Origin of the sequence: Bacillus sp. FCW2 (assembly GCF_021228595.1) — a bacterium.
Classification (GTDB): domain Bacteria; phylum Bacillota; class Bacilli; order Bacillales; family Bacillaceae; genus Bacillus; species Bacillus velezensis.
The window spans coordinates 1,364,504-1,385,124 of sequence record NZ_CP089436.1 but is presented as its reverse complement, the minus strand read 5'-3'; the positions used below and the strand labels follow the sequence as shown (position 1 = coordinate 1,385,124).

General features: G+C 46.0%; 23 protein-coding genes. 1 reads left to right on the top strand and 22 read right to left on the bottom strand.

Going from position 1 to position 20,621, the window contains the following annotated elements; genetic code table 11:
• Positions 1-48: 48 nt before the first annotated feature.
• The 5 genes from K3G25_RS06990 to K3G25_RS06970 form a co-directional block, all read right to left on the bottom strand.
• The gene (locus tag K3G25_RS06990) at positions 49-783 is read right to left on the bottom strand and encodes a hypothetical protein (RefSeq protein ID WP_014418263.1); all 735 of its coding nucleotides are present in this window, start codon (positions 781-783) and stop codon (positions 49-51) included.
• Positions 784-802: 19 nt separating this feature from the next.
• The gene (locus K3G25_RS06985) at positions 803-1,006 is read right to left on the bottom strand and encodes a DUF2768 domain-containing protein (protein ID WP_003153435.1); all 204 of its coding nucleotides are present in this window, start codon (positions 1,004-1,006) and stop codon (positions 803-805) included.
• Between the two features lie 318 nt (positions 1,007-1,324).
• Entirely contained in the window at positions 1,325-2,362 is a 1,038-nt protein-coding gene (locus K3G25_RS06980; protein ID WP_061862335.1) for an NAD(P)H-dependent glycerol-3-phosphate dehydrogenase, read from the bottom strand.
• A 17-nt stretch (positions 2,363-2,379) separates the two neighbouring features.
• Complete coding sequence (gene engA / locus K3G25_RS06975; RefSeq protein WP_003153433.1) at positions 2,380-3,690, bottom strand: ribosome biogenesis GTPase Der; 1,311 nt, start codon at positions 3,688-3,690, stop codon at positions 2,380-2,382.
• Positions 3,691-3,882: 192 nt separating this feature from the next.
• Entirely contained in the window at positions 3,883-4,485 is a 603-nt protein-coding gene (locus K3G25_RS06970; RefSeq protein WP_029973641.1) for a YphA family membrane protein, read from the bottom strand.
• Positions 4,486-4,561: 76 nt separating this feature from the next.
• Between K3G25_RS06970 and K3G25_RS06965 the strand changes: the two genes are divergently transcribed.
• On the top strand, positions 4,562-4,693 hold the full coding sequence (locus tag K3G25_RS06965; RefSeq protein WP_003153429.1) for a YpzI family protein: 132 nt from the start codon (positions 4,562-4,564) through the stop codon (positions 4,691-4,693).
• Between the two features lie 34 nt (positions 4,694-4,727).
• Here K3G25_RS06965 and fni read toward each other — a convergent pair whose 3' ends face one another.
• From fni to K3G25_RS06880, 17 genes are all read right to left on the bottom strand, one after another.
• Complete coding sequence (fni, locus tag K3G25_RS06960) at positions 4,728-5,777, bottom strand: type 2 isopentenyl-diphosphate Delta-isomerase (RefSeq protein WP_061862336.1); 1,050 nt, start codon at positions 5,775-5,777, stop codon at positions 4,728-4,730.
• A 14-nt stretch (positions 5,778-5,791) separates the two neighbouring features.
• Positions 5,792-6,940: a 30S ribosomal protein S1 gene (gene rpsA / locus K3G25_RS06955; protein ID WP_003153426.1), complete on the bottom strand. Its 1,149-nt coding sequence runs from the start codon at positions 6,938-6,940 to the stop codon at positions 5,792-5,794.
• Positions 6,941-7,167: 227 nt separating this feature from the next.
• The gene (gene cmk, locus K3G25_RS06950) at positions 7,168-7,842 is read right to left on the bottom strand and encodes a (d)CMP kinase (RefSeq protein ID WP_061862337.1); all 675 of its coding nucleotides are present in this window, start codon (positions 7,840-7,842) and stop codon (positions 7,168-7,170) included.
• 78 nt (positions 7,843-7,920) lie between these two features.
• Positions 7,921-8,097 (bottom strand): YpfB family protein, encoded by a 177-nt coding sequence (locus K3G25_RS06945; protein WP_003153420.1) that lies wholly within the window; start codon positions 8,095-8,097, stop codon positions 7,921-7,923.
• A 46-nt stretch (positions 8,098-8,143) separates the two neighbouring features.
• Entirely contained in the window at positions 8,144-8,800 is a 657-nt protein-coding gene (locus tag K3G25_RS06940; protein WP_017418047.1) for a flagellar brake protein, read from the bottom strand.
• An 87-nt stretch (positions 8,801-8,887) separates the two neighbouring features.
• Positions 8,888-10,237, bottom strand: a complete 1,350-nt coding sequence (ypeB, locus tag K3G25_RS06935) for a germination protein YpeB (RefSeq protein ID WP_007409448.1) — start codon at positions 10,235-10,237, stop codon at positions 8,888-8,890.
• Positions 10,238-10,261: 24 nt separating this feature from the next.
• A complete protein-coding gene (gene sleB, locus K3G25_RS06930; protein WP_007409447.1) occupies positions 10,262-11,131 on the bottom strand; it encodes a spore cortex-lytic enzyme in 870 nt (289 codons plus the stop codon).
• A 130-nt stretch (positions 11,132-11,261) separates the two neighbouring features.
• Entirely contained in the window at positions 11,262-11,918 is a 657-nt protein-coding gene (gene prsW, locus K3G25_RS06925) for a glutamic-type intramembrane protease PrsW (protein ID WP_003153415.1), read from the bottom strand.
• A gap of 96 nt (positions 11,919-12,014) precedes the next feature.
• Positions 12,015-12,998 (bottom strand): YpdA family putative bacillithiol disulfide reductase, encoded by a 984-nt coding sequence (locus K3G25_RS06920; protein WP_014418270.1) that lies wholly within the window; start codon positions 12,996-12,998, stop codon positions 12,015-12,017.
• Between the two features lie 105 nt (positions 12,999-13,103).
• Positions 13,104-14,378 (bottom strand): NAD-specific glutamate dehydrogenase, encoded by a 1,275-nt coding sequence (gene gudB, locus K3G25_RS06915; protein ID WP_003153413.1) that lies wholly within the window; start codon positions 14,376-14,378, stop codon positions 13,104-13,106.
• Between the two features lie 162 nt (positions 14,379-14,540).
• On the bottom strand, positions 14,541-15,125 hold the full coding sequence (locus K3G25_RS06910) for a genetic competence negative regulator (protein WP_003153412.1): 585 nt from the start codon (positions 15,123-15,125) through the stop codon (positions 14,541-14,543).
• A 151-nt stretch (positions 15,126-15,276) separates the two neighbouring features.
• On the bottom strand, positions 15,277-16,065 hold the full coding sequence (locus K3G25_RS06905; RefSeq protein ID WP_029973639.1) for a metallophosphoesterase: 789 nt from the start codon (positions 16,063-16,065) through the stop codon (positions 15,277-15,279).
• 86 nt (positions 16,066-16,151) lie between these two features.
• Positions 16,152-16,610, bottom strand: coding sequence for a YpbF family protein (locus tag K3G25_RS06900; protein WP_007409443.1), 459 nt, complete (start codon positions 16,608-16,610; stop codon positions 16,152-16,154).
• A 68-nt stretch (positions 16,611-16,678) separates the two neighbouring features.
• Positions 16,679-17,449, bottom strand: a complete 771-nt coding sequence (locus tag K3G25_RS06895) for a LysM peptidoglycan-binding domain-containing protein (RefSeq protein WP_029973638.1) — start codon at positions 17,447-17,449, stop codon at positions 16,679-16,681.
• Entirely contained in the window at positions 17,427-18,014 is a 588-nt protein-coding gene (locus K3G25_RS06890; RefSeq protein WP_007409441.1) for a CPBP family intramembrane glutamic endopeptidase, read from the bottom strand. Before K3G25_RS06890 ends, K3G25_RS06895 begins: the two co-directional genes overlap by 23 nt.
• Before the next feature lie 14 nt (positions 18,015-18,028).
• Positions 18,029-19,519: a RecQ family ATP-dependent DNA helicase gene (locus tag K3G25_RS06885; RefSeq protein ID WP_017418052.1), complete on the bottom strand. Its 1,491-nt coding sequence runs from the start codon at positions 19,517-19,519 to the stop codon at positions 18,029-18,031.
• Positions 19,512-20,570, bottom strand: coding sequence for a YpbB family protein (locus tag K3G25_RS06880; protein WP_014418274.1), 1,059 nt, complete (start codon positions 20,568-20,570; stop codon positions 19,512-19,514). The genes K3G25_RS06885 and K3G25_RS06880 overlap by 8 nt, the downstream gene beginning before the upstream one ends.
• Positions 20,571-20,621: the final 51 nt, after the last annotated feature.

Sequence of the window (20,621 nt, the reverse complement as noted above, 5' to 3'; positions counted from 1 at the left end):
CAAAATCAAAAAAACCTTTCTCCCTATTTGTATGCGCGGGAAAAAGGTTCATTCCTGTTTCGTTTGACTTTCTAAAAAAACGGGTTCCTGTTTTTCATTTACGGTGTATGTGACTGAAAAGGCCGGGACGAAAGGAGTCTCTTTCCATAAAATATCCTGAATTTCCGCGCCCGGTTTGATTTTCTTTTTGTTTTCCTTCAGGCAGCGGGCGAGATCGACGCGATAGTCGGCATAGATTTCTCCGTCAGCGCCGATTAAAAGCGGCAGAGACGTGCCTGAAACCGGACTTTTGACTGAAGGAGAGTCTTTCATGCCGAGCTTTTTTTTATTTAAAGTGAACAGCCCTTTTGAAACGGCGTCCTCATAGGGAGGATATGTATGCTTTTCCTGATACATTTTGACACGCAGCTTCATATCGCGGATTGCTTCCGCCATTTGGAGATCGACCAGCTTGACGGTCGGCTTATTTTCCACATCGACAAGCACGTATTGGTACATTCCTCCGCTTTCATAAGCTGAGGCCGGCGGCTCCTCTATGTATCTGGGCGCGAGCCGCTTAAAATCTATCGGATATTTTTGATAGAGCGGTGTTTTCATATCTTTTGTCTGAATCGGCAGAAGTCCGCCGTTCGCCTTTTTAAATTCATCCACTGCCGCTTGCACCTGCTGAAGCTGATGTTTGTAAGATACTTTATTTTCAGTTTTTTCCGCTTCAGGGTACAGACAGCCGGACAGCAGAAGCACCGCCATTGCCGTTATGACGGCCATTTTAAACTTATGCATTCCGCGCCCCCTTTTTGCTTTATTCATTGACAGGCCCGCTGAAAACAACCATTAACACGATCAATCCCGAGATGACCATGCAGGCATAAGCGAGTGAAGAAACCGCTGCTTTTATCAGTTTGTTTTTCACTTTGTACCTGCTGACATAAATAGAGGCCACCGCAACAAACATTAATCCCATAGCACCAAGCGCAAACCACATTTTCATCAATGCCACACTCACGTTCGTGCCCCCCGTCCCATCATTGTAAGCGTTATATTTCATTTTAATATACAAATGTTGAAAAGATCAACAGGTTTTCCATCTATTGAAAAAACAAAAAAACTGAAGCAAAGAGGGGGACTTTGCTTCAGTCAAGTTGACTATATTCACCTGTACGTCTGAGATACACTCTCTTGGACTTCGATGCTATAGTATGCGTAGATGCGTACGTCTGCATCCTCTTCTGCCTAAATCAGCAAATGTTTTAAGCGATTTCAGCCGGAGAGTTCTGCGTTTTGGACTTTCGTCACTTCAGAATATGCTGACGGCATGTTATTGTCACTTCACCCGGTTTTCGAATGTGTTGACCAAGTCTTCCATCTCATGGGTTTTCACTCTGGCCATTAAGGATTCTACGGCCGTTTCTACCTTCTGCCCGTTAAATAATACTTGGTGAAGCGCCTCTGTGATCGGCATTTTCACTTGGTATTTTTGAGACAGCTGATACGCAGCTTTTGTCGTCCGCACGCCTTCAACAACCATCCCCATCTTATCCAGGACAGCTTCCAGCTTATATCCTTTGCCGAGCAGGTTGCCGGCGCGCCAGTTTCGGGAATGAACGCTTGTACATGTCACGATTAAATCGCCTACGCCGGTCAGGCCGGAAAAGGTGAGCGGATTTCCGCCCATCTTTGTGCCGAGTCTGGCGATTTCAGCAAGACCTCGGGTGATTAAGGCCGCTTTTGCATTATCTCCGTATCCCAATCCGTCTGTAATCCCCGCTGCAAGAGCGATGATATTCTTTAACGCTCCCCCTATTTCAACACCGATCATATCCGGATTGGTATAGACGCGGAAATGCTGGTTCATGAATAAATCCTGAACCGCTTCTGCAGCCTTGATATTTTTTGAAGATGATGTAACAGTCGTCGGGTGTCTTAATCCGACTTCCTCAGCGTGGCTCGGCCCTGAAAGCACGACGATGTCTTTTCTGTACTCCTCAGGCAGCTCCTCTTCCATTAATTCTGAAATACGGAGAAGCGAATCCGGCTCAATTCCCTTGCTGACATGAACAAAAATCGATTGTTTCGGGATGTACGGCAGAGCCTTTTTCAACACTTCCCGAATGGCTTTTGTCGGAACTGCCACAATGATGAAGTCCGCTCCTTTTAAAGCCTCGCTTAAATCAGCTGTACCGATGATAGAACTTGATAGCTCCACCCCCGGCAGGTAATCTTTGTTTTCATGCAGGTCGTTGATTTGATCGATCAATTCGGCACGGTGTCCCCACATCATAACTTGATGTCCGTTATCAGCCAGCACTAAAGAAAGTGCAGTGCCCCAGCTTCCCGCTCCAAGCATTGCCACTTTTTTCATCTCTGTATCACACCTTTTTATTTTCTTGCTCTTGCAAATATTTTAATTGGCGTACCTTCAAATCCGAAAGCGTCCCGGATTCGGTTTTCTAAAAAGCGTTCATAAGAAAAATGCATCAGTTCCGGATCGTTGACAAAAACAACGAAGCTCGGCGGCTTAACAGCGACTTGAGTCGCATAATAAATTTTCAGACGGGAGCCGTTGTGCGTCGGAGTCGGATTCATGGCGACCGCATCCATGATGACATCATTTAAGACATTTGTCTGCACGCGGAGAGAGTGGTTTTCACTCGCTTTAATAATCGCAGGCATGAGTGTATGAATCCGCTTTGTCGTCAGTGCCGACATAAACAGCACCGGCGCATAATCAAGAAATTGGAAATGTTCCCGAATATTCTGTTCAAATTCTTTCATCGTGCGCTCGTCTTTATCAACGGCATCCCATTTGTTTACGATAATGACGACGGCTTTCCCGGCTTCATGGGCGTATCCGGCGATCCGCTTGTCCTGCTCAAGGATGCCTTCTTCTGCATTCAGCACAACGCCGACGACGTCTGAGCGATCAATGGCTTTTAACGCCCGAAGCACACTGTATTTTTCTGTTGTTTCATATACTTTACCCTTTTTTCTCATTCCCGCCGTGTCAACGATTACAAATTCCTGCTGATTGTAGGTGAACGCCGTATCCACAGCGTCTCTAGTCGTTCCGGCTACGTTGCTCACGATAACCCGCTCTTCGCCGAGCATCGCATTGACAAGGGATGATTTTCCGACATTCGGGCGGCCGATCAGGCAGAATTGAACGACATCATCACTGTACTTCGTCTCCGGAATGTTTTTAAAATGCTCGGCACAAGCATCGAGCAAATCTCCCAATCCTAAACCGTGTGTGCCCGAAATCGGATACGGTTCTCCAAAGCCGAGCGCATAAAAGTCATAGATGTTCGCTCTCATTTCGGTATTATCTAATTTATTAACGGCTAATACGACCGGTTTTTTTGTCCGGTACAGTATTTTTGCAACTTCTTCATCAGCAGACGTCACACCTTCGCGGCCGTTCACCATAAAGATGATCACATCAGCCTCGTCCATGGCGATTTCAGCCTGCTGGCGGATCTGTGTCAGAAACGGTTCGTCTCCGATATCAATTCCGCCCGTATCAATCAGGTTAAAATCATAATTCAGCCATTCCGCCGAACTGTATATCCGGTCCCGCGTCACTCCGGGGGTATCTTCTACTATTGAAATTCTTTCACCCGCAATCCGGTTAAAGATTGTGGATTTTCCCACATTCGGTCTTCCGACAATGGCTACGACAGGTTTACCCATAGTACCCTTCCTTTCAATCCAGCCGCTTACATTTTCACAAAAAATTGTTCAACCGGTTATTAAAAATCATCTTCGCTATGAAAAGAACCCTTCAAACAGAAGGGCTTAACTCATTTATTATATCAGTTTTCACTGAGATCACAATGTATTCTTCAAAATGTTTCGCATTCATGTAACAGTCTCCGTCTGTTTTCAAGACATTTTTGTCGCTCCTTTGCCCTGCTTTTTGCTTTTTTGGCTGATGCGCGCCGCAAGCTGTTCATATGTAGTCAGCCCGACGAGCAGAATCACTCCCGCCGAACAGCCTGAAAGCCATTTATAATCACCGACGGCTGCCGCACCCGCAATATTGCGGATGACCGCAGCATACAATAGCTCCCCCTGGCACATGCCGAGAACAAAAAGACAAAGCCTCTCAGGGAACCGCCCCTCAACGGAAAGCGTAATAACGGTAAGCAGTATAACCGCCGCCCATTCAGGTTTTATGATAAACCAAACAGGATCATATAATGCAAAAAGAAAAATAAAGCCGTACGCCGCAGCCGCCGTCAGATGAATCACAATATTACGGAGCCGTTTATGCATGCCGAGGCTTCCCGCATAAACAAATGCCGCAGTAAAAAACATGACATATGCCGCATTCAGCGTAAAATAAGCCGTAATCTGATGTATGCTTGCCATCATATTAGTCAAAATAAAGACTGATACGTAAAAACGGCTTTTCGTCTTGGCAAAAATAAAAGTCGCAAGTATCCATAAAAACCACATTGACCAGTAATAATAAAACGGTTCCATAATCGCTCCTCCTCTGATCAGTATGGAGCGGGAGCGCATTTTTTAAACCAATTATGCCTGAAAGGAGCGGATAAGGATGGGAAAAGACAGACAGGAGAAAAAACTGAAAGCCTCCCGACGAGTGGAATCTGATCGCGATGATTCGATTCACCATAAAGGAGCGACAAGCCTTGAGCAAAACGGGGAATTCCGAAAAAGAAAATCGTAAAAAACAGAAAAAGGCATGCGGGTCCGCATGCCTTTTAACGTCTGCTGAAACGGGATGTGTCAATTCCCCGTTCAGAAAGCCAGTGATGTGTGTCACCTTTTATGACCAAAGGCGCCTTTTGCAATTGGGCAACCGATTGGCATCCGAGGGCGGTCATAATCATTTTCAGCTCTTGCAAAAGCGCCGTCATCTCGTCAAACAGGCCCTCTTCTCCTTTAGAGGTGAGAGCTTTCAGGAAAGTGCCCGCCATTCCCGCGCTGGAAGCGCCGAGGGCAATCGATTTGGCGACATCCAGGGCACTTTGCAGCCCGCCGGATGCGATAATTGATTGATCAGCGGAGAGCGAGTGGATTTCCGCTAAGCTTGCGGCAGTGGAAATTCCCCACGTATTAAAAAATTGAAGCGCCTTCTCTCTGCGCATATTTTCGATCTTAGAGAAATTTGTACCGCCGTATCCGCCGGCATCAACTGCTGCTGCGCCGGCATCAAATAACTGACGTGCCGATTCCCTGCTCATTCCGAAGCCGACCTCTTTGACAAAAACGGGAACTCCCGCTTCCGCCGCAATCCGCTCAATACGGCCGAGAGCGCCAGTAAAGCTTCTGTCACCCTCTGGCATGACGATCTCCTGAATCACATTTAAATGAATCTGGAGGGCATCCGCTTGAATCATATCAACTGCCCTTTTCGCCTGCTCGGCATCCGCCTCGCTGCCTAAATTGGCAAATATCAGCCCGTCCGGATTCTCTTTTCTGACGATCTCGTAAGAACACCGTTCGGAGGGATCTTTTAAAGCTGACATTTGCGAACCGACAGCCAGCGGCATGCCGGCTTTGCGCGCGGCTCTTGCCAGCGATCTGTTAATTTCGTATGTAAGCTGTCCGCCGCCGCCTGTCATCGCATTGATAAAAATCGGCGAACTGCTTGTGAGTCCGCCGATTTTCGTTGATATATCCACTTTTTCCAATGCTAGGTTCGGTAGGCTGACATGAACAAACGTAATATCATCAAGCCCCGTTTCCCGGTTTTGGCCGGTAGACAGCGCATGATTTATATGTTCTCTTTTTCGTTCTGCTCGTGTCACGTTTTATCACCAATTTATTTTAATTTATTAAGCTTGTCTCCGATTAAATCGCCAAGCTGGAAGCCGGTGCTCGGCTCTTCTTTCGCCTGGTATTGGCGGAAGTCCTCCTGATCGGCTTTCGGCGCTTCTTCAAGCTCACGCATGCTTAAGGAAATGCGCTCTTCGCTTTCGTTCACGTCAAGCACTTTCACTTTAACAGTCTGTCCTTCTTCAAGCACTTCATGCGGCGTTCCGATATGTTTATTGGAAATTTGCGAAATGTGCACAAGTCCTTCCACGCCCGGAAGAATTTCAACGAAGGCGCCGAAGCTTACAAGGCGCTGCACTTTTCCTTCAAGCACATCTCCCTGTTTTACCTTTTCGCCGATCTGGCTCCAAGGTCCCGGCAGCGTTTCTTTAATAGATAAAGAAATACGTTCGTTATCGCGGTCTACGGACAGTACTTTCACTTTTACGTCCTGACCTTCTTCCACCACGTCAGACGGTTTTTCGACGTGTGAATGAGACAGCTGCGAAATATGAACAAGCCCGTCAATTCCGCCGATGTCGACAAATGCGCCGAAATCAGTCAGACGCTGCACTTTTCCTTCAAGCACGCTTCCAACCTCAAGCGTTTGGAGAAAATCATGCTTTTTGGCTGTCTGTTCTTTTTCCACTACAGCCCGGTGTGACAGAATCACCCGGTTTTTATCACGGTCGAGTTCAACGACGATAAGAGAGAGGGTTTTCCCTTTATAGTCAGTGAAATCCTCGACGAAATGAGCTTCGACAAGTGATGCGGGAATGAAGCCGCGAACGCCGATATCAACGACGAGACCGCCTTTCACCACATCTTTCACTTCAGCTTCAAACACTTCTTTTGTGTCGAATTTTTTTTCAAGGTCTTCCCAAGCGCGGTCAGCATCAACGGCACGTTTAGATAAAATCAAAGCATCGTCTTCCACTTTTGTTACTTTCAGGTCAAGCTCGTCGTCAACTTTTACGACATCCGATGCTTTCTCTACATGAAGACTTGATAATTCACTGATTGGAATGATTCCGGACTGTTTGACATTGACAATTTCGACATCTACATGCTTGTCCTCTACCTTTGTCACAATCCCTTTTACTACATCTCCAACCTCTGGCACTTGAACATCAATTTGATTCATTTCCTCTGTCATTTGAATAACCTCCTTGGTCCAAACCTACACAGCTTAATTAATACGGTTTGAAAGCTGAACATGTGAATGTCCGCTTTTCAGCCGAATATGTATTAAAGAATCATCCAAAAAAGATTTTGAATGATCAATAAAAAGTTTTATTAGTATTAACTTCTAATAAATGGACTGGTTTGTCAAGCAATAACATCTTGTCTTTCGAAAAAAATTATAAAGCGCTCCGCCCGGGCTTAACGTGATTTCTGTTCAACGATCTCCAGAATTTTCCCTGCGACTTCGGCAATGCTTAGTGACGTCGTATCGATTTCAATCGCGTCTTCCGCTTTGCGCAGCGGGGAAACTTCCCTCTCTGAATCGAGTTTGTCGCGTCTGGCAATTTCTTCAATGAGCGTCTCGTAATTCACGTCATAGCCTTTTTTCTTATTCTCTTCATATCGGCGCTTCGCTCTTTCCTCTACGGACGCGAGCAGAAAAATTTTCACTTCGGCATCAGGCAGCACATGAGTACCGATATCACGGCCGTCCATGACGACACCGCCTTTTTCTCCGAGCTGCTGCTGTCTTTTGACCATTTCTTCTCTGACGCCTTTATGCTTGGCGGCGATTGATACTTGGTTGCTGACTTCGTCTTTTCGGATTTCTTCTGTCACATCTTCTCCGTTTACCAGAACGATTTGTCCTTCCGGAGCGGATACAAGCTCAATTTCCGTACGCTTCAGCAGCTCTGTAAGCGCGGCTTCATCAGTTAAATCGGCATTCTGCTTGAGCGCCGTATATGTAATGGCACGATACATCGCTCCTGTATCAATGTACACATATGATTTTTTCTCAGCCACTATTTTAGCAACGGTGCTTTTTCCGGCAGCGGCCGGCCCGTCGATCGCAATTGATAATTTCTTGTCCATAATCTCTCTCCTTGCTCTTTACTCCTCTATGGATTGTATCATGAACTGCCGGAAAAGGGGCGAAAAAATTGAGCTGATTTACCGCTTTACCGTTTCAATCCATTCTTTTTTCTCCATTTTATCAACTCCCTCATATTTCACAGCTTTCGAAATATAAGGTTCAATAGGCTGATAATGAAGCAAAAACTGCACCGCGCCCAAAATGATAAGCTGAATGCAGACCAATTTGACCAGCAGACGTTCAAACGTTTTCATACACGCGCACCTCCATTAGAATTAGTATGGAAAAGTGCGCTGCTGTTTATTCCGACAGACTGTTTCTTCTCTGCTGCAGCTGCGCGCGCATACAATATTGGAGTAAAAGCTGCTGTGAAGCGGGAGCGATTTCTGCAAATTCAAGCGTCATTTTTTGTTTATCCGCCTTTTCATCATAAAAAATCCGCTGGATAACAGCCTCGGCCGTAATATCCGCCGTATTTTCCTTGCCGGGAAGAGAAAATGCGACATACAGCTTTTCACCTGGTTCCGCGGAAATATGCTCAGGCATCACAACAGCGATTCCGCCGGCGCTGATATTAGAGGAAACCGTTTGGAAAGCGGTTTTTTTCGCTTCCATTTTGACGGATACATCCAATACTGCGTCTGCACGGACGTATCGGCGTCTTTGAATCCGCTTCATTTCCTCCTGAGGGGGGATGTCCAATCCGATCATCGGGATGGGGTCTTTTTTCTTTCCTTTGATTATGCTTTTAAATTGATACGGCACTTGGCCATTCCCCATAAATTCCGCTGTTATTTCCAATCCTTTATGCAAAAAGACCGTCCGTCCCGAATCCAGATCGACGGGATATGAGATGTGCAGTTCGCCGTTTTCAACGCTTACTGCTTTGCTCCTCGCTTTTTTGGGCTCATTGTTCTCTATGTATTCAATCCAAATGTAATCTCCGACAGCTATCATGGGCCTTCACTCTTTCATTATTTATGCTTTTATTAAAGCATGTAACGAAAAAAAGGAAAAGACTTTTAGTCCTTTCCTCCTTTATTTTTATAGGTCTTTATATATAGGTTCTGCACTTTTTAACTTTTCTATTTTTTCCTCTTTTCCGTCGTCCGCATTGATGAACATTTGATACGTGTCTTTCCCGATCGTTCCGAGCATTTCGTAGCAAAGCACTTCCTGACCGAGTTCATTCGTGATCAGCGCCTGCCGGGTCTCCCGCACTTCAACATTTTTATTCAGCTTCGCTTTCGCTTCATCAGCTGACAAAGCGGGAGCCGGAATCGTTCTCGTGCGGTGCGCCGCCAGGTAATCACGCGCGGAAAAACCGACGACTTCACCATCATCCAGCGCCACTTTCATTCGGATGGCTTCCGGATAAATGCGGACATTTTTCTCTACTGGGATAAAAGAAAAGACGCCGATGTTATTATATTGCGCGCTTTCATCAATTTCGAGGCCTTTTGTTTCATATCCATTTTTCTTTAAAAACGCGACGGCCCGGTTAGATGCTTCATTGAGGCTGATCTTTTGTTTCTTCACGGCCCGTTTTTGAATCAAATAGACCGGATGTCCGCCTTTTTGGGTAATATCCATATAGATAAAAGACTTGTTGTCGGCGTCTTTCATGCGGATGCTGTATACGTCCCGATTCGTCTTCCTGCCGCTTTTGACCACTTTAATTGAATAATTATGATCAGGCGCAAACCGTTGCGCGATTTTGACCGCTTCTTTTTCCGTAATTTGTTTTCCTTTCAGATGCGTAAAACCTTTTCGTTCTGTATTTGCTCCCGTAAATGTGGGGCTGATGCTGTCTTCAGAAAAAGCGCCTACATTTTTTTCGACTGTTTTAAAGCTGTCGACGATCGTATTATCGCTTTGTTTTTTGTCAGAAGCGAGCGCCATCTCAACATCCATCCACCGTAAATTTTTGCTCATGACGAGATGCTGAACGCTGCGGAGCTGGTTTTGAATGTTCTCCGCCTGTTTGTACAGGCTGTTCAGCGTTGTATATTCTTTCTTATCAAGCGGTTTTTGGTCTAAATCCCGGACGGATGTTTTATAGCTGAAATCTCCTATGTTGGATAAAAACTCCTCCGTCTTATTAAAAGGCATGAGAGTCAGCGGCAGCTGGCTCACATTGTTATGAGCTTCAGATGTTATTCTCCATACATCAATGAGCGCCGGAGACAGAGATTTTTTACTGTTCATCGCAAGCGTCGTCCCGATTTTGTCGTGAAGCTGATCTACATGGTACGTCAATTCATGAAAAGCCCTCTGATAATTATTTTCCGCATGCAGAAGGACCGCATCTTTTTCCTGATGTTCTTTATATCCCCAATATCCGGTTGCGGCGATTGCGACACCGAGAACGGCGATAATGATTCCTCTAATCATGTTAACACCTCATTTTGCGTACTTTTACTCACAGAAAATGTGTTTTCCGATTCTTTTTATCTGCGGACGTCCCCAAATCCATTTGCTTGTCGCCGTATCAGGATTGAAATAATAAATCGCGTTTTCAGAAGGGTCCCAGCCGTTGATCGCATCAAGAACCGCTTCTTTTGCTCTTTCGTTCGGCTGCATATATATTTGGCCGTCGGCAACAGCGGTAAACGCGAGCGGTTCGAAAATGACGCCGGCCACCGTATTCGGAAATAACGGGCTTTTAATACGGTTTAAAATAACCGCGGCGATGGCAACCTGCCCTTCAAACGGCTCACCGCGCGCTTCCCCGTACACAGCCTGTGCCAAAAGATTGATGTCGTTGTTTGAGAAACCGCCAGGCATATTGGCCGCTGTCGTATTTTGCTTTTGATTTGACTGACCGCCTGTATTGTTTTGCGGCTTTTGAGCAGGCTTATTCGTTCCCGCCGGCTTCTGCGTTCCGGCTCTCGGTTTTGTTTGGTTTTCCAATGGGACGTTGCCATAATGAGTGAACGTATTCCCTTTTTGGATCTGCTCCATTACATATTCACGGTAATATTTTGATTTAGAAATCAGCACCTGTTTGGTTTTCGCGCCGACGAGGCCGTCAACCGGCTTCATGCCGAATTTCTCCTGAAAATTCCTCACGGCCCAGTATGTGGTCCAGCCGTAAACACCATCGATTTTCCCGTTATAAAATCCGTTATATTGAAGACGGGCCTGCAATTCTATAACATCATCACCCGTCGCGCCTCTTTGAATCACTTGATTTGAAAACGCATGAACCGTTTCATGATGATCGAAGAAAGCGGCGGCGAAAGAAAATAGAATGAGACATGCCATAAAGGCTCCTTTGCACTTCATCTCTTCAAGCCTCCTACTGCAAAATTTAAAGTGTACCCGTATTGTCTGTCACGAGGTTATTTTTATGCACGTTTCCTTCTTATCCCCTGTCAAGGCATAAAAAAGAAACCGCACGCGACGCGCGGTTTCTTCACACTTGGATCATATTGACGGAGCGTGCTTTTTTTGCCTTTCGCAGCCCGAACCACCATAAAAACAGCATAAACGGCAGCATATAATATACCCAATGATTGAGGGCGGTAAGAATAAAATCGTAAGAACCGTGCAGACATGAAGGCACGGCCAGCGAAATCACAAGCCATTTGACACGGGCTTTTTTCTGCGAAAAGCGGGCTTTTCCGAGATAAAATCCCATAATCACTCCGATCAGCGCATGGCAGGAGACCGGCAGAAGCGCCCTGATGAAAGCATGCTCAACGCCGTGGCCGAATAGATACAGAATATTTTCAAGCGTGGCAAATCCTAAAGACACACTGGCCCCGTAAACGATTCCGTCATAATGCTCATCAAAATGAGCATGCGGATACACACTGATCATCAGAACGAACCATTTCACCGATTCTTCCAGAAATCCCGAAGACAAAAACGAAACGAAAAAGCTTCCTCCCCCCACATGCTCTTTTTCAAGAACATATTGGATAAACATAGTCGGAAACACAAGGACAACCCCGAGAAAAAAAGACCTCAGCACCATATGTACGGGTTCATTGTCATACTGATCTTTTAAATAAAAATAGCTTAACAGCGCAATGCCGGGAGCAATTCCTGCAGAGATGATTGCAAACATCAGGCAACCTCTTTCCTTTATATTCCTATATCTATGGTACCATGTTGTTCATATTTTTACATCTTTCAATTTTTTTAAAAAAGAGCATATGAATGATCATATGCTCTCTCTACCCAGCCGTTTTGATATTTCGTTTGCGATCAAGCCGCCGTGAAAACGGCCGTTCTCGATAAAAATTTCATTGGCGTTATTTCCAGCCGCAATGACTCCGGCGATAAAAACACCGTCAACATTTGTTTCCATCGTTTCTTCCCGGAAAAACGGCCGGCCTGATTCAGCATCAATCCGCACACCGATTTTTTCGAGGAAACCGTGATCGGGATGGTATCCCGTCATGGCAAATACGAAATCGTTTTTCAGCCGGACCGTCTCATTTCGGCCGGAGCGGAAAATGATTTCATCTTCCGTCACTTCTTCAAGACAAGCGCCGAATTCCATCCGGATTGTGCCGTTTCTGACAAGGGCCTCAAACTCAGGCAGAATCCACGGCTTGATGCTCGGGGAGTACTCATGTCCTCTGTAGAGCACCGTGACGCGCGCACCGGACTTCACCAGTTCCAAAGCCGCGTCCACACTTGAGTTTTTCCCGCCGATCACAGCAACATCTTTATCAAAATAAGGATGGCCTTCTTTAAAGTAATGAAATACCTTAGGAAGCCCTTCACCCGGGATGTTCATATAATTCGGATGATCATAATATCCTGTCGCAATGATACAAAACGGAGTGAGGTAGCGGTCTTTTGATGTTTCTACAAGAAAACGGCCGTCTTCCTGTTTCGTTACGCGCTCCACTGTTTCAAAGGCGTTTACGCGCAGCTCTTTTCTTCTGACGACCTCTCTGTAGTAAGAGAGAGCCTGTATTCGGACCGGTTTTCTGTTTTCCGTAATAAAGGCAACATCGCCGATCTCCAATTTTTCACTTGAACTGAAAAAAGTTTGGTGGGTCGGATAGTTATAAATGCTGTTTACGACATTCCCTTTTTCGATCACAAGCGCGTTCACGCCAATTTGCTTCAGATGTATAGCCGCCGATAATCCGCAAGGACCTCCGCCTATTATAATTGCTTTTTCTTCTGTCATGTCCTTCAACTCCTGCGATTGGCATTTCCATCATAAGTTTCCACTCATATAAAAAATCTCCTATATTATCATAGGAGATTTTTTTTGTTTATGCAAACGATTGGTTTATATCCAGCCTCTGAAACGCGAAGCCTCAGCCATTTTCCGCACGCCGACCATGTAAGCCGCAAGCCTCATGTCAATCCGGCGGTTTTGGGACATTTCATAAATATTATTAAACGATTTTATCATCATATTTTCCAGTTTTTCCTCGACTTCTTCTTCACTCCAGTAGAAGCCTTGGTTGTTTTGAACCCATTCGAAATAAGAAACCGTTACACCGCCGGCGCTCGCCAGAACATCGGGAACCAGCAGCGTTCCTTTGTCTGTCAGGATTTTCGTTCCTTCCAGTGTCGTCGGTCCGTTTGCCGCTTCTACAACGATTTTCGCTTTGATGCGGTCAGCGTTTTCTTCTGTAATTTGGTTTTCGATCGCCGCCGGGACAAGTATATCACAGTCCAGCTCAAGCAGCTCCTGATTCGTAATGGTGTCATTGAAAAGCTTCGTCACCGTTCCGAAGCTGTCTCTGCGGTCAAGCAGATAATCAATATCAAGACCGTCCGGATCGTAAAGGCCTCCGTACGCGTCAGAAATTCCGACAACTTTCGCGCCGGCGTCATGCATAAACTTGGCCAGATAGCTGCCCGCATTTCCGAAACCTTGTACGACGACGCGCGCGTTCTGAATATCGAGACCTTTTTTCTTGGCCGCTTCTTTTATACAGATGGTAACGCCTTTTGCCGTAGCTGATTCCCTGCCGTGGGACCCGCCGAGTACAAGCGGTTTTCCCGTAATAAAGCCGGGTGAGTTAAATTCATCAATTCTTGAATATTCATCCATCATCCAAGCCATAATCTGCGAGTTTGTAAATACGTCAGGTGCCGGGACGTCTTTAGTCGGTCCGACAATCTGACTGATTGCTCTGACATATCCCCTGCTCAGCCTTTCAAGCTCTCTGAATGACATATTTCTCGGATCACAAACAATTCCGCCTTTACCACCGCCATAAGGAAGATCAATAATTCCGCATTTTAAACTCATCCAGATGGAAAGTGCTTTCACCTCTTTTTCAGTTACATTCGGGTGAAAACGAATGCCGCCTTTTGTCGGACCTACGGAATCATTGTGCTGCGCACGATAGCCTGTAAATATTTTCACAGACCCGTCATCCATCCGAACAGGAATTTTAACCGTTAATAATCTGAGCGGCTCTTTCAGCAGTTCATACACTTCTTCTGGATACCCCAATTTTTCCAGAGCTTTATGTATTACGGTTTGGGTTGATTTTAATACATCATGTTTGTCTTCTTCATTATGACCGGTGAATCGATCGGCTGCCATTTGAGTTAACCTCCTAAAATCTTCTGTTTCTCTCATGCTCCCTTTCAGTGACTAGTATACACCTTCAATATCTCCGTGCATAGAAGAAAGACAATGATTTTTCCATTATTTCGCTTAAAAAAAGACGGCCGCTGAAAACAGCTGCCGTTTCAAATCTTTTTTTTATGAAAAATGTTTCTGGATGGTCTCCACAGCATTGCCGTCCATGATGAGTTTTCCGTACTCATGGAGCCTGTAAATCGTAATCGTCGCCGGGTGTCCGTATTCAGCCAGCACCGCGATGACGCCTTCGGCGGAACGGGAGCCGAGGTCTTCAAGGCTTACATAGTATTGGTTCTCATAGTGGTAGACAGTGCCGCCGGTAATCCCGATTCGGTGAAGGCTTCCGGCAAGCTGAATGATATCTTCAAACGAATGGAACTGATAAATAATATCCGGGCTTTCGTCAAGTTTGACCTGCATCTCGATATAATCATCGTCATATTCGTCATCTTCTGCGTCCGCGTCATGATTTTTCGTTACAATCACAACCATGCCTTGTGCCTGAAGAGAATATACTTCCACCGCGATCGGACCATTCGCTTCAAAGCCGAGCTCTGTATTTGCTTCATTCATCATATCTTTAAATAACTGGTGGACTTTAAACGAGTCCTTCCAGAGGTCTTCTTTTGTCAGTCCCCGATCAGTCAGATCGTCGAGGGTTAAAAAGATTTTAATCTTATTATAGTTCAGACGCTCAAGCCGCATAATGTTCCCTCCTGCCTCTTCTTGCACACAAATCATATAACACAGTATATGAATAAATGAGTCATAGGTTCTTAATTTGTTATCAGTTTACACCGTGTACAGCGGGAAGACAAGCAGAACGCCGTTTTTTATCACCGCGGCCGGATTAGTTTCATGAAAACGGCTCATCCGGTCCGCACAGCGTAATCATATGCGTCTCCGGCTTCGCCCCGAGCCTCAGCGGAACTTTTGTCGTCCCGTAGCCGTTGCTGATCAGGTAATGCGCTTTTTTTACCGTTCCCGTCCCGCCCAATTCGTATGGCCCGAACCGGCCGAAACGGATTTGGCCGCCATGTGTATGGCCGCTGAACACAGCGTCAATCCCGTCTGACTCCCTCATCTGCTCATGGATGTCCGGGTTATGGCAAAGCAGGAGGTTTACTTTGTCAGCATCCGTATATCTGATTGCAGATTCGTAATCATCCATCATCATCCTGATATCATCCACCCCGCATATTGTAACGGTTTCCCCTTTATAAGCAAACTGAACCGATTCATTTCTCAGCGGGATCACTTTGTATGCCCGTAAAAGAGAGAGCAGCTTTTGCTGGCTGACCTCGTAATCGTTATTCCCCCACACATACATGACAGGCGCGAGAGCCGTCAGACGTTTGATGTTTTCTTCAATTCTGGCGTAAGGAACTCCGCCCTCTGCCAAATCACCGCCGAGCAAAACGGCATCCGGCTTATAACCTGCCGCTTCGCGGAGAAGCTTTTCATCAATTAAACGGCGGTGCACGTCAGATATAAAAAAGATGGTGAGCGGCTTCATCCCCTTCATTTTATCAAGCGTAAATGTATGTGTTTTCAGATGGCTGCCGTTTGCCGTTTTGTACATAACGGCCGCCATAACCGCAGCCGCTCCCGCCAATGAGCCGAGAATTCCCGCTGTAAGCTTCATAAACGCACTCTCCATTCTGTCATTGTCTTACATTAGACGGACAAACAAAAAAAGACGTTTCTATCCTTTCCGGAAAACGCCTCATTTTATTTGCTTTCAAAATAAAGATTGATATCATACCGATGTTTCATCAAGTGAAAAACAGATTCTCTCGCCCTCCATTTTTCAGGCTGGGGCCATAAATCCGTGCTTTTTTGGATAATTTCACATCTCAGTTTATGAAATTCACCCTCAGCTTTTTCTTCCTTTTTTTTAAAATAATAAGAAGTGCAATACGCAAAAGCGGAAGCCATAATCCAGCACAAGTAAACCGTATGGCCTAATATTTCCTGCAGAATCAGCTGCGGAGAGGCTTGGGGGGCATTAAAGCTTTTAAACATCAGCAGTATGCACATCAGGGAAAAACAAACGAGGGACGCCCACTGCCATCTTCGGCATTGTGCGGCATAATTTTCGTATTTTAATTTCCGTTTCACCAGCGCCTGAAGCATTTGTTTCGTCGGTCCGTCAGCAAATCGGTCTAATTGCTTCCATAAAGAATCCATGCGCTTCACACCTTGTCCGTTTTCATTGGTACACTATATGAAAAACACGGTGAAAACATGCATTTATTTTAGTCAGACAGCGGAATGTTCAGAACCTGGCCGGTGTACACGTCGTTTCCGTTTAATCCGTTGTAGCTGCGGATTTTTTCTTCGCCCGCCCGGCTTTTATAATATTTCATTGAAATGCGGTAAAGCGTTTCTTTCGGCTGTACAGTATGCTGTACGGTCCGCACTTTTTTGGGGACAGTCCCGGCTTGATCACTCGCGGCAGCCGGAGCCGCTTTTTCACGGACAGCCGGCGGAGACTGCTGTTTTGTCTCCGCGTAATCGGTGTCTGTCGACTTTACTTGTTTTTCTGAGGGCGTTTCCGTTTTTTCACTTGGTTTTTCACTTGGTTTTTCTTTTGTTTTTTCAGGTGCAGCCGCTTCTTTCTTATCTTTGTCGTCAGACTTTTTTTTCGGTTGTTCTAAAAGAGCGGTTTCTGACGTTTCTTTCTGAGCGCCTTTCGGAATAACGGCAGGCGCGCTTTCACTGTGGTCTATGAAGACATCTTCATAGTCCTTCGGGTCAAATCTGCTGCTGTTCGTCATATAAAGAAGACCGAAAAAGACACCGATTGTTACGATAATGAACAGGACGGTCAGAAAAGTGAACAGCGGCGTTTTTGTTTTGGTTTTTTCCTTCACCTGCTCTTCCTTTTTTTTACGCTCCTCTTTTACAGATTGTCTTGTCGGGAGGCTGTCTTCAAGATATTCAATTTGTTCATCCGCGGCCGCGGCAACCTGCTGCTCGGCACGCAGCTGAGCTTTTCTTCTTTCAACTCTTGACATTTCCGTCATGCAAACCCCTCCTAACATATTGAAAACGGATCTGACAGGCAAATACCGCATCAATAATAAAATGCGCTGTAACCGGAACGAATAAATTACCGGTCCATTCGTAGATAAGCCCCAGCAAAAGACTGATGCCCGCAACCATCATAAACAGAAGCCACTTCGCCAAGTATCTGAAATGAAGCACGGTAAAAATGAAGCTGGCGGCCCATAAGCCGATATGTGTCTGCAGAACGCCTCTGAACAAAATCTCTTCGCTGAACGAAATGAGAAGCGTCAAAAACAAAATGTGCAAAACCGGCCTGTTCTTAAAAAGCAATACATTAATGCCGCCGTCATCATATAAATGCGAAGGACACCATTTCATCACCGCAAGATCGGCAAAAATGACAAGGACGGCAAGAGTTACACCGTACCATATGATATTATCGTCACGTATATGCCACAGCTTTAAAAAATCGTGAATGTCGGTGAAAAAGAAAAAGCCAATAACAGCTGAAACCGCCAATATGAGCAATTGGGTGGCATACAGCTGCATCACAATCTCCCGGTCTGAGAGCTGCCGGATCAATTCGCTTTGCCGTCTCAGCTGAACTCACCCGCAGACTCTGAACCGAAAATCCGGCCTAATTCCAGCTTCCAATCTTCAAACCGTTCCATGTTTTTACGTTCTCCTTTTTGCTCGTACGGAGCCAGATCAAGTCCGCAGCTGCTGCAGCATTGTCCGGTTTGACCTTCAGGCTCATACGGTTCATCAAAATAAGACAGTAGCGCTTCTCTTATACATTCTTTCCGCTCTAATAACGCCGAAAAACGATTCATTTTACGCAGCTTCTTTTCCACGCGGTATGTCAGTTCTTCCTGCAGCTGCTCTTTTGTGGTTTTTCCTTGCAGATACAGATGGACGGCCGTTCGCGCCTGTGTTTCCTGGACGCCCTTATTGATCAGAACGTCCCGAAGCTTTCGCTCATCACCCGTACCGGCATCCCGTATGACGGCCAGAATGGCTCCCAGGTCATAATCAGACAGGCTTTCCGTCTGAATAATCTGCTGCTGAAGCTCGGTATCGCCGGGCGCCCTCAGCAAAATACTGACACTCGGGCTGCCGTCGCGTCCCGCTCTGCCGATTTCCTGCATAAAGGCCTCGGCCGTTTGGGGAGGATAAAAGTGAATGACAAAGCGGATATCTGACTTATCCACACCCATGCCGAACGCATTGGTGCAGCAGATGCAATCAAGCTGGTTATGGATAAATTGCTGCTGGATCAAGATTCTGTCCCCTGTATCCATTCCGCCGTGATAATAATCCGTCCGCTTTCCCGTTTTTTCATTCAGCTCAGCCGCAAGCTCTTCCGCCCATTTTCTGGTCGGACAATATATGATACCCGGGCCTTCAAGCTTTTCGGCAAGCTCCGTGAGCCTGCTTATTTTCTCGGCATTATCCGCCAAATGTTCTGCCGCCAGGAGAATATTCGGCCGGTTGACTGAATAAAGATGACGCACCGCATGCTCAAGGCCGAGCACATCCGTCACGTCTCTGAGCGTTTCTTTTGTCGCTGTTGCGGTCAGCGCCAATACAGGCGGCTTTCCGAGTGCCTGCCTGAAAGGTCCGAGCTTCGAATAATCAGGCCTGAAATCATGTCCCCATTCTGATATGCAATGAGCCTCATCAATAACAAATAAACTGACCGGGACATTTTTCAAACGGTTCAGCACATAAGGTGAAGAAAGGGCTTCAGGAGACATATAGAGAAATTTATACCGGCTGATGTTGCTGAGGATAAAATGCCGCTCTGCGGAATTCAGCATGCTGTTTAATGCCGCAACCCGCTTTTCCCCTTTCGCTTTCAGCTGCTGCACCTGATCTTCCATTAATGAAAGAAGCGGTGAAATAATCAGCACCAGCCCGTCCATCATGTAACCCGGGAGCTGATAGCATAATGATTTTCCCCCGCCGGTCGGAAGCATGGCGATCGTATCTTTTTTTTGGAGCACGCTAGTCATAATCTCTTCCTGCCCTTTTTTAAAGGAATGCAAACCAAAATACCTGGATAAAGCTTTATGCAGCTCAGTCATGCTGATTCACCGTCTTTGCCAGCGCCAGCCTGATCTGAAAATAGCTGAAGCGCATCTGCATTCCTTCGCGAATCCGTTTAATTTTATTCGTTTGATGCTGTTTTGCAAATGCCGTTATCATACGCTGTTCCTCTTCAGAAAGATACTGTTCTATAAAAAATGCAGGCTGGTGCAATGATATTTCTACGATATGATCTTCGATTGTGGCGGTTTTTAAATTTCTGACCGCGGCGATCCGTTCAATCGGAAACCCTTTTTCCAACAGCTCAAAGGTTTTTCTGGCAGACTGTGTCAGCGCGCTTTCCGCCTGCAGATCGGACAGCAGCTCGCGCAGAGCGGGATATGCACATTGCGGAAGCGATTGAATAACATAATGTACCGCTCCCCAAAACTGGACGGACACATACCATTCATCTTCGTTCAGCTGGAGAGCGAGCTGCTTATTCGTTTTGCCGATTCTGTTGAATGAAGTTAAAGAATAGACAAAAATAAGCGCCTGCCGTTCACTTACGCCTTGCAGAAGCTGAAACAGCGCGTCATGCATTTGGACGGAAAGCTCTTTAGCATCTCTGTTTTTCCGCATGAACCGTTTGACCCATCTCAGCGTCTGCACATCGTTGGTAACCGGGATATATTGACTGCATTGATGCTCTTTGTTTGACAGGACTTGAATGAGCAGGGAAAGCCGCCTCCACAGGGTGCCAGCAGGCGTTTGATAATTCGCGCCGTGGCAGTGCTTCGGCCAAGGCCGCTCGGCAAACGCCCGTTCAAGCTTTTGAACGCCGCGCGCAGTCACTTTCCACGTCCCCTCTTCTTTTCCGGCTGTGATGTATGAGCTCTCGGTGAGTTTATGCAAAGAAGCAGCAATATCGCCGCGTTCACACTGTGAAGCCATGCCGAAATATTTAGCGATCTGAAATAAGCCGGCATCCTGAATGGTTTGAGACGACTTTTTTCCTTTTAATAAATGAAACACAGCACTCGGAGTCCGTTCGCCGTCTATTTTGTCCAGACAGTCGAGAACCACGGTATCAAAGAAGTTTATCGCCAATCTAAACACACCTACATTTCTTCTGTGACAAGTTTCGTTTTTTGGTTCTTT